This window comes from Paludibacterium denitrificans (genome assembly GCF_009707705.1).
Lineage (GTDB): Bacteria > Pseudomonadota > Gammaproteobacteria > Burkholderiales > Chromobacteriaceae > Paludibacterium_A > Paludibacterium_A denitrificans.
The window spans coordinates 1,915,257-1,927,250 of record NZ_WLYX01000001.1; the positions used below are offsets into that span (position 1 = coordinate 1,915,257).

Below are 11,994 nucleotides of genomic sequence, written 5' to 3' on the forward strand. Positions count from 1 at the left end.
GTTATTGGCTGTCTGGTTTACTCTACACGTTCGCCATGCAGTACCAAGTCCAGACCTTCGCGTTCTTCGTCTTCGGCCACACGCAGGCCCATGATCACATCAATGATCTTGAGCAGGATGAAGGTGACGATAGCGCAGTACACCGCCGTGACACCCACACCCAGTGCCCGGGTAGCTAGGCTGCCATCCGCCCCGCCGATTTCTTTTACGGCAAACACACCGGTCAGCAGCGCACCCAGAATACCGCCAATGCCGTGTACACCGAATGCATCCAGCGAGTCATCATAGCCCAGCGCATGTTTCAGGGCGGTTGCCCCCCAGAAGCAGACCAGACCAGCGGCCAGACCAATGATCAGTGCACCTTTGACATCTACAAAACCAGCTGCCGGGGTGATGGCTACCAGACCTGCCACAGCACCGGAAGCAATGCCCAACACCGACGGTTTCTTCTTGGTGATCCATTCGATCAGCATCCATGCCAGTGCAGCCATGCCGGTTGCGACTTGGGTGGTGACCATGGCCATCCCTGCACGGCCGTCGGCTGCACCTGCGGAACCGGCGTTGAAGCCAAACCAGCCAACCCACAGCATGGAAGCGCCAACCAGAGTCAGGACCAGATTATGCGGAGCCATGGCTTCCCTTGCCGTAGCCAACGCGTTTGCCCAGTACCAGAGCAGCAACCAGACCAGCAATGCTTCAGCATTGATATGCACAACCGTACCACCGGCAAAGTCCAGCACGCCCTTGTCAGCCATCCAGCCGCCCGGAGCCCATACCCAGTGAGCTACCGGTACGTAAACCAGCAGAGACCACAGCGTCATGAAAACCAGCATGGAGGAGAACTTCATGCGTTCGGCAAAGGCGCCAGTGATCAGGGCCGGAGTGATGATGGCAAATGTCATCTGGAACATCATGAACACCGATTCCGGAATGGTTCCGGCCAGCGGGTGCACAGTCAGTTTGCTTAAGCATCTTTCATGAAGGCCATGCCATCAAGGAAAACACGATCCAGGCTGCCCAGGAACGGTGAGCCTACGGTAAAGGCCAGGCTGTAACCAATTACCACCCACAGCACGGTCATCAGGGCGGTGATGGCAAAGCTCTGCATCAGTGTGGCCAGTACGTTTTTCTTGCGGACCATGCCACCGTAAAACAGGGCAAGGCCCGGAATGGTCATGAACAATACCAGCGCGGTAGAAATCAGCATCCAAGCGGTATCGCCGGAATTGATCACTTTGGCAGAGGCCAGTGCCGGGCCGGTCGGCCCTCCCGCCAATACCGGTAGGGCCATGCTCGACAAGCCCGCCCCTAGTGCAGCAAGTGTTTTCTTCATTGTCAGTTCCCCTAGTGCCAGATTCGGTTAAACCGCATCGTTACCGGTTTCGCCGGTACGGATACGAACCGCTTGTTCAAGGTCGTATACAAAGATTTTGCCGTCACCGATCTTGCCGGTGCGGGCCGATTTTTCGATGGCCTCGACCACCTGATCAAGCAAGGCATCGTCAATGGCGATTTCCAGCTTGACCTTGGGTAGAAAGTCCACCACGTACTCTGCGCCGCGATAGAGTTCCGTGTGGCCTTTTTGACGGCCGAAACCTTTGACCTCGGTCACGGTGATGCCTTGCACGCCGATGGCAGACAGGGCTTCACGCACTTCATCAAGCTTGAACGGCTTGATAATGGCGGAGACTAGTTTCATGTGCACTCCTTTCAGACGTATGCTGGTGTTGTTATGTCCTGCTGATCGTGACATTGCATGAACCGTGCCAGATGTGAAGAACACGAATATTGGTGGGGTTTTATCGCCTCGTACCCTGCGCAATCCGTGACTTATGCTGTGGCGAGCACTTGATTGGGGCGGTGACGCTGGCGGGTGTGCACTGATCTAGTGCTTTACGCGGCACTGCGGTGCCGGTTCCTTTTTGCTACACTCAATCCGCTAAATGATGACAAGGAGTGTCCCATGTTCAGCCAGAAGCTGTTTGAAGAGATCAGTTCCAAAATCAGCGAAACCATCGCAGCCAGCCCGGCCAAGGATATTGAGAAAAATATCAAGGCCATGATGGCTTCCACCTTTGCCAAAATGGATTTGGTGACGCGTGAAGAGTTTGATGTGCAGCAGGAAGTGTTGATCCGTACGCGCGAGAAGCTGAGCTTGCTGGAAGAGCGCTTCGCCAAGCTGGAAGCAACGGTGTTCCCTGATAAGGCGGAAGAGCAAGTGGAAAGTCAGGCGGCGCAGGGTCATTCCTGATACATCATGACACTCGCTGTCGTCACTAGCCGGGCACTGGCCGGATTGCAAGCTCCCGAAGTTGCTGTTGAGGTACATCTGGCCAATGGTTTACCGGCTTTCAATATCGTCGGGCTCGCTGATACCGAAGTAAAGGAAAGCCGGGATCGGGTGCGAGCGGCGATTTTGACCAGCGGTTTCGATTTTCCCGCCAGAAAAATCACGGTAAATCTGGCGCCCGCCGATTTGCCCAAGGACTCAAGCCGGTTTGATCTGCCGATTGCCTTGGGTATTCTTGCTGCCTCTGGTCAAGTGCAATGCCCAAGGTTGGCCGAATACGAATTTGCTGGCGAGCTGGCATTGGGGGGTGAATTGCGCCCCATTCGTGGCGCTTTGGCGATGGCGTGCCAAGCCAAAGAGGACAGGCGTGCCTTTGTTTTGCTTAAGCTGGCAGTGCGGGAGAGGCCAGTCTGGTTGATGGCGTGCAGGTTTATGCTGTCAATTCTTTGGCCGAAGTGGCGGCGTTCCTTAACGGCTTGACCACGCTGGATACCGTTTCCACCAGTGCCTGGGTGCATCAACCTATCTATCCTGATCTTGCCGATGTCAAAGGTCAGGCGACGGCACGTCATGCGCTGGAAATTGCGGCGGCAGGTTGTCATAGCCTGTTGTTGATGGGCCCACCGGTACTGGTAAATCCATGCTGGCTGCGCGATTGCCGGGGATTCTGCCGGATATGTCGGATGAGGAAGCGCTGGAAAGTGCAGCCTTGCAGTCACTAGGTACGCGCGGATTTGATCCGGCAGGCTGGAAAGTCAGGCCTTACCGTACGCCGCACCACACGTCCTCGGCGGTGGCATTGGTTGGCGGTGGCGCCGATCCCAAGCCCGGCGAAATCAGTCTGGCGCACAATGGTATTTTGTTTCTGGACGAATTCCCGGAATTTGACCGTAAAGTTCTGGAAGTATTGCGTGAGCCGCTGGAAAGCGGTGTCATCCATATCTCGCGTGCAGCGCGTCAAGCTACGTTTCCGGCGCGCTTTCAACTGATTGCGGCGATGAATCCGTGCCCGTGTGGCTATCAGGGCCATCCTTCCGGCCGTTGCGTGTGCACGCCGGAGCAAGTCAATCGTTATAGAAGCAAATTGTCCGGTCCCTTGCTGGATCGGATCGATTTGCACGTCGATGTGCCTAGTGTCCCGACGGATGAATTACTGGCCGCTGCGGCTGGCGAACCCAGCGACTTGGTGCGCGCAAGGGTTTGCCTAGCACGCGAACGGCAGCTTGCACGACAGGGCAAGCCGAATAGCGCCTTGCAAGGGCAGGAACTGGACGAGTTCTGCCGGGCCGATGCCGAGGCACTGGCCACGTTAGGACAGGTGCTGGACAAATTGGCGCTATCGGCGCGCAGTTATCACCGTATCCTGCGGGTGGCCCGTACGGTGGCAGATGTGCAAAATGCCGATACGGTTGGCCGAAAGCACATTCTGCAGGCAGTACAATTGCGCCGGGCCGCATGGAATGAACGCTAATGTGTCGTGTTTTTCTGCGTCACTTTCATAGATAATAGCTGGATAAACTCAATTAATCGGTAGTTCTGCATGGCAAATCGTGATTTGAAGCATACAACACGCTCCCCGGCTCCCCGTGGGCGTTCCACGGCCAGCAAAAGTAGCGGTGGCGGAATGATGGTTGGAGTGGTCATCGGCCTGATTGTGGGTATCGCCGTAGCGGTTGGCTTGGCGATGTATCTGAACCGCTCGTCTACGCCGTTTGCCAGCAGTGACAAGGGCGGGCAGAAGAATGCCCAGACGACACCGCCAGCCGAGGTGCTGGCGCCGGGTACCAAGATTGCCGACGCCACCCCCGCTCCGGCTCAGCCAGCCGCAACGCCTGCACCGGCTGCTGTGGAGTCGAAGCCCGTTACCGCGCCGCTTCCGACGCCTGCGGCCCCTCCAAGCGTAGCCGCGACCCCAGTTAAACCTCCGGTGGCAGCCAAGCCTGCGGCGGCAGCTCATGCTTAAAGCAAGGATGATCACCGCTTCGATTTCTACAAGATTTTGCCGGGACAGGTCGATGCCGTACCAGCGGATTCCGCTGCGACGGGACGGCAAAAGGAACCTTCTAGTGCGGCGCCAGCCAAACGGGTGTATTTGCAGCTGGGAGCTTTCCAGAATCAGGATGATGCCGATAACCTCAAGGCCAAACTCGCCTTGTTGGGAGTGGAGGCCAAGATCCAGTCGATCAGTGTGCCGGACAAAGGGATGGTGCATCGGGTACGGGTCGGGCCGCTAAATCGACAGGATGATGTTGATCGTATGCGCGCCCAGTTGCGACAGGATGGCGTGAACGCTGTCGTCGTCAAAGCCGAATAAGTGTTGAATCCAAAAGGAATAGTAATGAAAAAGTGGTGGTTGATGGCCTTGTTGCTGGCCAGTGGCATGGCTAATGCAGCAATTGAACTGGGTAAGGATTATGTGCTGCTACCGCAGCCGCAGGCCGTGGCCAATCCCAAAAAGGTAGAGGTCATCGAGTTCTTCTCTTATCACTGCATTCATTGTTATGAGCTGGAGTTAAGCTCTGACCGCATGGGAGAAGAAGCGCCCGGCAGATGTCAACTTCCGTAAGGAACAGATCGTCTGGCAAAAACCGATGGAAGGCTTTGCCCGCCTGTTTGCCACAATGAATGCGACCGGGACACTGGCCAAGCTCAATCGCCCGGCGTTTGAGGCTGTGGTCAAGAACCGTATCAACTTGGCTGATGCGTCTGTATTGACCGGCTGGATCAGGAAGCAGCCCGGTATTGATGCGGCCAAGTTCATGCAGGCTTATTCGTCGTTTAGTGTGAATGCACAAGTGGCGCGTGCTGTGAAGATTACCCGTGATTACAATATCGAAGGTACGCCGACCTTTGTGGTAAATGGCAAATACGCCATTCAGCCAGCTGCGCCGGAAAGAGTGCTACAGGTGCTGAACGAACTCATAGCCAAGGCTCGGGCAGAAAAGAAATAAATCAGGTTTAGCCTGCATGAATGAAGGCAGCGGTGACGCTGCCTTCATTTTTACTATCTTCAATCGGTTTCAAGGGACAAACATGGATTTGCTGTTGTTGGCCAAGGCATTGATTCTTGGCGTGGTAGAGGGGCTGACGGAGTTTTTCCCTATTTCCAGTACCGGGCACTTGATCGTGGTGGGCGACCTGATCAATTTCAATAACGGCTCGAGCAAAGTGTTTGAAGTGGTTATTCAGCTTGGGGCAATACTGGCTGTGGTTTGGGAATATCGTGCGCGTTTCTTGCATGTGGCCGGTAATTTTTCCAAAGAAGAAAGTTCGCGTCGCTTCGTGTTGAATTTGATGATCGCTTTTATGCCTGCAGCGGTATTGGGCTTTTTGTTTATCAAGCTGATCAAGCTGTATCTGTTTAATGCGGTCAGTGTGGCGCTGGCTTTCATTATTGGCGGGATCATTATTCTGTTTGTCGAGCGCCGCCCACAACGTGCTCGTGTACAGCATGTGGATGACATGAGCTGGCTGGATGCGCTGAAGGTGGGCTGTGCGCAGGTGTTTGCCCTCATCCCCGGCACTTCACGTTCCGGTTCCACCATCATTGGCGGTATGCTGTTTGGACTGGAGCGCAAGGCGGCCACCGAGTTTTCTTTCTTCTTGGCCGTGCCGACCATGTTTGCGGCAACTATTTATGATGTGTTCAAACACCGCCATTTGTTTACCAGCGCCGATATCCCGGTGTTTGGCGTGGGTTTTGTCGCGGCCTTCGTCAGTGCCTTCTTTGCCGTACGTGGGTTGATCCGCTACGTGTCACACCATAATTTCAATGCGTTTGCCCTGGTACCGTATTGCCTTTGGTCTGATGATTCTGGCGACCTGGTATTGGGGTTTGGTGAGCTGGGCCGAGTGATCGCCTTGACAGCATAGCCTGCTGCCTATATGATGCACTTCTCAACGGACGCGGGGTGGAGCAGTCTGGTAGCTCGTCGGGCTCATAACCCGAAGGTCGTAGGTTCAAATCCTGCCCCCGCAACCACAAGTCATTCAAAATAAAAGCTACCCGTGGGTAGCTTTTATTTTATCTATTGCTCGTCCCCATTCTCTTAATCACCTTCTGGCATGAGTTTGTAGCAGATTGTCTGCGTTTTTCCATTTGCGGCCCTGTCGCCATGATCGGTTTCGGCCAACCGTGGGCATGAAAAAGCCGCCCGAGAGGGCGGCTTGCAACGGCATCGTCAAAATGATGCGTTGGCTCAGATGCGCTTGGCCAGTTCTTCCGCTTTGCCAACATAGCTGGCCGGGGTCAGTTCGAGCAGGCGTGCTTTTTCGGCTTCCGGAATTTCCAGTCCTTTGATGAAGGCCGCCGGGGTTTCGCGGGACACGCCGCCTTTGCCGCGCGTCAGTTCTTTCAGCTGTTCGTACGGGTTGGCAATGCCGTAACGGCGCATCACGGTCTGAATCGGTTCGGCCAACAGCTCCCGGTGGCGTCCAGGTCAGCAGCCAGCGCAGCCGGGTTCGGTTCCAGCTTGTTCAGGCCTTTCAGGCAGGCATTGAAACCGAGCATGGTATAACCGAAGCCTACGCCCATGTTGCGCAGTACGGTGGAGTCGGTCAGGTCGCGCTGCCAGCGTGACAGCGGCAGCTTCTTTTACCAGATGACCGAGAATGGCATTGGCCATGCCCAGGTTGCCTTCCGAGTTTTCAAAGTCGATCGGGTTGACCTTGTGCGGCATGGTGGAGCTGCCGACTTCACCTTTTTTGACCTTCTGCTTGAAGTAACCTTGCGAGATGTAGCCCCACACGTCACGGTTCAGGTCGATCAGGATGGTGTTGACGCGTTCCAGATTCTGATACAGCTCGGCCATGTAGTCGTGCGGTTCGATCTGGATGGTGTACGGGTTGAAGGTCAGTCCCAGACCGCTGACGAAGCGGCCACACAGGCTTTCCCAGTCAACGTTCGGGTAAGCAACGAGGTGGGCGTTGTAGTTACCCACGGCGCCGTTGATCTTGCCCAGAATTTCCTGATTAACCAGTTGTTCGCGCTGGCGTTTCAGGCGATACACCACGTTGGCCAGTTCCTTGCCCATGGTGGTCGGCGTGGCCGGTTGGCCATGGGTGCGGCTCATCATCGGCATGGCTGCCAGTTCGTGTGCCAGCTGTTGCAGGCGGCTGAGTACTTCTTCCAGCGACGGCAGGATGACGGTATTGCGTGCCGTTTTCAACATCAACGCGTGCGACAGGTTGTTGATGTCTTCCGAGGTGCAGGCAAAGTGGATGAATTCGCTGGCGGCCATCACTTCCTGATTGCCGGACAGACGTTCTTTCAGCCAGTATTCGATGGCTTTTACATCGTGGTTGGTGCGTGCTTCGATGGCTTTGACTTCTTCGCCGTGTTCAACGCTGAAGTTGGCGATTACGTCGTCAATTTCGCGGATGGTGGCGTCGGAAAACGGTTTGACTTCCTCGATGCCCGGTTCGGCAGCCAGCATCTTGAGCCATTCCAGCTCTACCTTGATACGGAATTTCATCAGACCGAACTCCGAGAACAGGTTGCGCAGTGCAGCAACCTGGCCGGAGTAGCGGCCATCCAGAGGGCTAAGAGCGGTCAGCGTGGTCAGATTCATGACGGAGTAGTTCCAAACGTTGGAGTGCTTAAGCGGGTTTCACTTTAAAAACAATCAGGGTTGGCCGAAACTCAACGGGTCAGCCGCGCCGCCAGACCGGCGGCCAATTGCTGCGCGGCCGTTGGCTGAAAGCGGAAGAAGAGTTCCGGTTCAATCATTTCCAGTTCCATGATGGCGAGTTGGTAAGCGTTATCGCGGATGGCATCGACCCGCGCATACAGCACGTCAAATGGCACGGCGGCAACGGCGGCTTCGGCGAAAGCAATTTCTTCCGGCGTGGGTAGGTGCGGATGCACGCTGCCACCGTGGTCATCCTGCACGCGGAAATCACCGGATTTCGGCGTTTTGCGAATGGCATGCGTGACCTTGCCATCAAGCACCATCAGCGACAGCTCGCCATGTTGCAGTACCTGTTGCTGAAACGGCTGCAGCATCAGGGCTTCGTGTTGCACCAGCTCGGCAAAGGTGCATTCCAGCGGCTCGCAGGCATCGTCCCGCAGGCGGTAGGTATGGCGCGCGGCACCGGATACCGTCGGCTTGAGGATGGCATCTGCCCAGCCACATGCCTCAACAACCTGGCGCAGCGTGCGCGGGTTACCCTGTTCAATGTAGTGCGTCGGTACGATGTTGATGCCGTTTTCGGCCAACCTTGCCAGATAGTGCTTGTCGATGTTCCAGCGGATCAGCTCGGCGCTATTGAACAGCCGGGTTTGCTGCGACACCCGTTCCAGCCATGGGGCAAATTCACCATAGCGGTCAAAATAATCCCACGTCGTGCGGAACAGCACTGAGCGCGTCTGGCTCCAGTCGAAGCGCTGGTCATCCCAGTTAAGGCGGGTGGCCTTGAGCCCCTGCTGTTGCAGGGCACTCAGCACCAGTCCATCTTCCTGATGCACCTGTCGGCTGTACCAATCCTGTTCATCGAGTGCCAGCAATTTGGCATCGGTCAACACGACAACATCGAACACCATGCGTTACCTCAAATTCAAGAAAAACGGCGAGGTTTGGCTCGCCGTCGGGCTTACATGCCGGGCATCATGCCCTTCATGCCGCGCATCATCTTGGCCAGTCCGCCCTTGGAGAACTGTTTCATCATCTTTTGCGTCTGCTCGAACTGGCTGAGCAAACGGTTCACTTCCTGTACCGTAACGCCAGAACCCGCCGCGATACGACGCTTGCGGCTGGCCTTGATCAGTTCCGGTTTGTGGCGCTCAGCTGGTGTCATCGAGTTGATGATGCCCTCGATGCGGCGCATGGCGTTTTCCGCTTCGGCACCTTGCACACCCTTGGCCAATTGGCCGATCTGGCCCGGCATTTTTTCCAGCAGGTTGGTCATGCCGCCCATTTTTTTCATCTGCTGCATCTGCGCCTTGAAGTCTTCCAGATCAAATCCTTTGCCGGATTTGAGCTTCTTGGCCATCTTGGCGGCTTCTTCCTGATCGATGCCTTTTTGCACGTCTTCGATCAGCGACAGCACATCGCCCATGCCGAGAATACGGCTGGCGATCCGGTCCGGGTAGAACGGTTCCAGTCCGGAAACCTTTTCCCCCACACCGATAAACTTGATCGGCTTGCCGGTGACATGGCGTACCGACAGCGCGGCGCCACCACGGGCATCACCGTCCATTTTGGTGAGGATGACACCGGTCAGCGGCAAGGCCTCGTTAAAGGCCTGTGCAGTATTCACCGCATCCTGCCCCTGCATCGCATCGACCACAAACAGCGTTTCCACCGGATTGATGGCGGCATGCAGCTGCTTGATTTCGGCCATCATGGCTTCGTCAATCGCCAGTCGGCTTAAGCGGTATCCACCATCACAACATCGAAGAAATGACGTTTGGCGTGGTCAATGGCGGCGGTGGCAATGTCAACCGGCTTCTGGCTGCCGTCGGACGGGAACCACTCCACGCCTACCTGTTCGGCCAACAGCTTCAACTGCTCGATGGCGGCGGGGCGATACACGTCGGCAGAAACCACCAGCACTTTTTTCTTCTGGCTTTCCTTCAACAGCTTGGCCAGCTTGCCCACCGTAGTGGTTTTACCGGCACCCTGCAGGCTTACCATCAGCACGATGGCTGGCGGTACGGCGGCCGGGTTGAGCGCATCGTTGGTGTCGCCCATCAGGCGCACCAGTTCTTCGTTGACCACGCCGATCAGGGCTTGGCCCGGCGTCAGGCTGCCCATAACCTCCCGGCCAAGGGCGCGCTCCTTGATCTGGGTGATAAAGGTCTTGACGACGGGCAAGGCCACGTCGGCTTCCAGCAGCGCCATGCGTACCTCGCGCAAGGCGTCCGGATGTTGGATTCGGTCAGCCGCGCTTGGCCGCGCAGCGTTTTCATCACGCCGGACAGGCGGGAAGTCAGGTTGTCTAGCATGTGGCGTCCTTACTGTCTGCCAACGGGGAGCAGGTTGGTGTAGACTCTCAAACTGTTAATTTTATCACGACCCACCGGCTTAACGCCCGCAATTGATTGCCTATCACACATGACCGGATTCCCGCTCGTCCTGAACCTGTTGCTCATTCTGGCCTATGGTGCCTTTTCCGGCACTTCATCGGGCACTGGCGCGGTGTCGCTGTTTTGCCACGTGCGCCGCGGCTCGAACATACCTTGCTGGGCGTGGTGTTGCTGCTGCACGCCTTGGCCGTGTTGCAGCCGCTGGCTGGCGGCCCGTGGGTGTCGCTTGGGGTTGGCCGTGCCTTGTCGGTGGTGGTGTGGCTGATGCTGGTGATTTACTGGACCTGCAGCTTTTTCTATCGGGTGGAAGGGCTGCAGATCTTCATGATGCCGCTGGCCATGTGCACCTTGCTGTTTGCCTTGCTGTTTCCCGGTAGTCATGTTGTGCATGATCTGTCCAACCCGGCCTTTGTTCTGCATATTCTGGTGTCGATGATGGCTTACAGCCTGTTTGCCATTGGCGCCTTGCTGGCGGTGTTGATGCTGGTGTTGATCAAGGCGCTGCACGACAAGCGCGGGTTGCCGCTGGTGCGCCAGTTGCCCCCGTTGCTATCGCTGGAAAAAATGATGTTTCAGGTGATCGGTGTGGGTTTCCTGTTGCTCACCGTGTCATTGTTGACGGGCATTGTGTTTTCCGAAGAGGTGTTTGGCAAACCGGCCGCGTTGACGCATAAAACCGTATTCGGCGTGTTGTCGTGGGGCTTGTTTGGCGCCTTGCTGCTGGGGCGCAAGCTCAAAGGCTGGCGTGGTAAAGTGGCCATTCGCTGGACTCTGGCCGGTTTCGCTGCCTTGATGTTGGCGTATATCGGTACCAAAATGGTGCTTGAACTAGTTTTGCACCGTTATTAATTCTTTGTCATAGTGTAACGGTTACCCACGTTTATCCAAGAAGGAGCTGGAAATGAAGAAGCTGCTTGCCCTGTTTGTCAGCCTGTTGTTCCTTTGTTCTGCAGCCTTTGCCGCGGTTAACCTCAATACGGCGACGCAAGAACAACTGGACGCGCTCAAAGGTGTCGGCCCGGTCAAGGCCAAGGCCATTATTGATTACCGCACCAAGAATGGCCCGTTCAAAACCGTGGATGACCTGAAAAAGGTGCCGGGTTTTGGTGATAAAACCCCGGAGAAACTGCGCAAGGATATCTCCGTGTCCGGCGCTACCACGCTGCCCGCTGCAGCTCCGGCTGGCAAGGCTGCCGCTAAACCAGCCGTAGCCCCGGCGGCTAAGCCGACAAATCTGCCGCCAAGCCGGGCAAGGCAGAAGCCTCCAAACCGGTAGCCAAAAAGAAATAATCCTGACCGTCTTGTCAGACGTAAAAATGCCCCGTAAACCGGGGCATTTTTTATGGTTTCGGCCAACCTGTGTTAAGCCGGTGTTTTGCCAAACAGTGCCAATGCTTTTTCCCGCTGGACGGCATGATCTACGATCGGTTGTGGGTAGTCGCGCCCCAGAGCGAACCCCAGTGGCAACTGCCGAGCCATCCACGGCGCATGAATACTCTTATTATCCAGTGCGCTCAGTTCTGGTACGTAGCGGCGTATGAACTTGCCCTCAGGGTCAAATTTTTGCGACTGCGTGACCGGATTGAAGATGCGGAAGTAGGGCTGTGCATCACAACCGGTGGAGGCGGCCCACTGCCAACCCCCATTGTTGGCGGCCAGATCAAAGTCCAGCAGCTGG

12 protein-coding genes, 1 tRNA gene and 4 pseudogenes are annotated in these 11,994 nt (G+C 56.2%); 10 read left to right on the forward strand and 7 right to left on the reverse strand.

What is annotated here, in order from left to right; all coding sequences use genetic code 11:
* Positions 1–17: 17 nt before the first annotated feature.
* Genes GKE73_RS12565 through glnK form a run of 3 tightly spaced genes read right to left on the reverse strand, consistent with a single transcriptional unit; the run spans position 18 to position 1,699 of the window.
* Positions 18–953: an ammonium transporter gene (locus tag GKE73_RS12565; protein ID WP_312854441.1), complete on the reverse strand. Its 936-nt coding sequence runs from the start codon at positions 951–953 to the stop codon at positions 18–20.
* Positions 954–964: 11 nt separating this feature from the next.
* Positions 965–1,333 carry a hypothetical protein gene (locus tag GKE73_RS23520; RefSeq protein ID WP_280954919.1) on the reverse strand — a complete coding sequence of 123 codons (369 nt, stop codon included), beginning with the start codon at positions 1,331–1,333 and terminating at the stop codon, positions 965–967.
* A gap of 27 nt (positions 1,334–1,360) precedes the next feature.
* Entirely contained in the window at positions 1,361–1,699 is a 339-nt protein-coding gene (gene glnK / locus GKE73_RS12570; RefSeq protein ID WP_230370274.1) for a P-II family nitrogen regulator, read from the reverse strand.
* Between the two features lie 264 nt (positions 1,700–1,963).
* Between glnK and GKE73_RS12575 the strand changes: the two genes are divergently transcribed.
* From GKE73_RS12575 to GKE73_RS12610, 8 genes and pseudogenes are all read left to right on the forward strand, one after another.
* On the forward strand, positions 1,964–2,251 hold the full coding sequence (locus GKE73_RS12575; protein ID WP_230370275.1) for an accessory factor UbiK family protein: 288 nt from the start codon (positions 1,964–1,966) through the stop codon (positions 2,249–2,251).
* A 6-nt stretch (positions 2,252–2,257) separates the two neighbouring features.
* A pseudogene (locus GKE73_RS12580) lies at positions 2,258–3,761 on the forward strand (YifB family Mg chelatase-like AAA ATPase).
* A 153-nt stretch (positions 3,762–3,914) separates the two neighbouring features.
* Complete coding sequence (locus tag GKE73_RS12585) at positions 3,915–4,253, forward strand: hypothetical protein (RefSeq protein WP_230370276.1); 339 nt, start codon at positions 3,915–3,917, stop codon at positions 4,251–4,253.
* A 123-nt stretch (positions 4,254–4,376) separates the two neighbouring features.
* Positions 4,377–4,604, forward strand: coding sequence for an SPOR domain-containing protein (locus tag GKE73_RS12590; RefSeq protein WP_312854568.1), 228 nt, complete (start codon positions 4,377–4,379; stop codon positions 4,602–4,604).
* Between the two features lie 24 nt (positions 4,605–4,628).
* On the forward strand, positions 4,629–4,856 hold the full coding sequence (locus GKE73_RS12595; protein WP_230370278.1) for a hypothetical protein: 228 nt from the start codon (positions 4,629–4,631) through the stop codon (positions 4,854–4,856).
* A gap of 25 nt (positions 4,857–4,881) precedes the next feature.
* Positions 4,882–5,241: a DsbA family protein gene (locus tag GKE73_RS12600; protein ID WP_230370279.1), complete on the forward strand. Its 360-nt coding sequence runs from the start codon at positions 4,882–4,884 to the stop codon at positions 5,239–5,241.
* Between the two features lie 82 nt (positions 5,242–5,323).
* Positions 5,324–6,146 (forward strand): annotated as a pseudogene (locus GKE73_RS12605) (undecaprenyl-diphosphate phosphatase).
* Positions 6,147–6,195: 49 nt separating this feature from the next.
* Positions 6,196–6,272: transfer RNA gene (locus tag GKE73_RS12610), tRNA-Met, on the forward strand.
* A 217-nt stretch (positions 6,273–6,489) separates the two neighbouring features.
* On the opposite strand, the pseudogene purB reads toward GKE73_RS12610, so the two are convergent.
* The 3 genes and pseudogenes from purB to ffh all read right to left on the reverse strand — a co-directional run bounded on the left by purB (position 6,490) and on the right by ffh (position 10,235).
* A pseudogene (gene purB, locus GKE73_RS12615) lies at positions 6,490–7,860 on the reverse strand (adenylosuccinate lyase).
* Between the two features lie 71 nt (positions 7,861–7,931).
* Positions 7,932–8,831: an ATP-grasp domain-containing protein gene (locus GKE73_RS12620; RefSeq protein ID WP_230370280.1), complete on the reverse strand. Its 900-nt coding sequence runs from the start codon at positions 8,829–8,831 to the stop codon at positions 7,932–7,934.
* A 50-nt stretch (positions 8,832–8,881) separates the two neighbouring features.
* Positions 8,882–10,235 (reverse strand): annotated as a pseudogene (ffh, locus tag GKE73_RS12625) (signal recognition particle protein).
* A 204-nt stretch (positions 10,236–10,439) separates the two neighbouring features.
* Between ffh and GKE73_RS12630 the strand changes: the two are divergent.
* Both GKE73_RS12630 and GKE73_RS12635 read left to right on the forward strand, forming a co-directional pair.
* Complete coding sequence (locus GKE73_RS12630; RefSeq protein ID WP_230370281.1) at positions 10,440–11,165, forward strand: cytochrome C assembly family protein; 726 nt, start codon at positions 10,440–10,442, stop codon at positions 11,163–11,165.
* 52 nt (positions 11,166–11,217) lie between these two features.
* Positions 11,218–11,592 (forward strand): ComEA family DNA-binding protein, encoded by a 375-nt coding sequence (locus tag GKE73_RS12635; protein ID WP_230370282.1) that lies wholly within the window; start codon positions 11,218–11,220, stop codon positions 11,590–11,592.
* Between the two features lie 86 nt (positions 11,593–11,678).
* Here the strand turns inward: GKE73_RS12635 and GKE73_RS12640 are convergent, their stop codons facing one another.
* Positions 11,679–11,990, reverse strand: coding sequence for an FAD-binding domain-containing protein (locus GKE73_RS12640; RefSeq protein ID WP_312854569.1), 312 nt, complete (start codon positions 11,988–11,990; stop codon positions 11,679–11,681).
* Between the last annotated feature and the right edge of the window lie 4 nt (positions 11,991–11,994).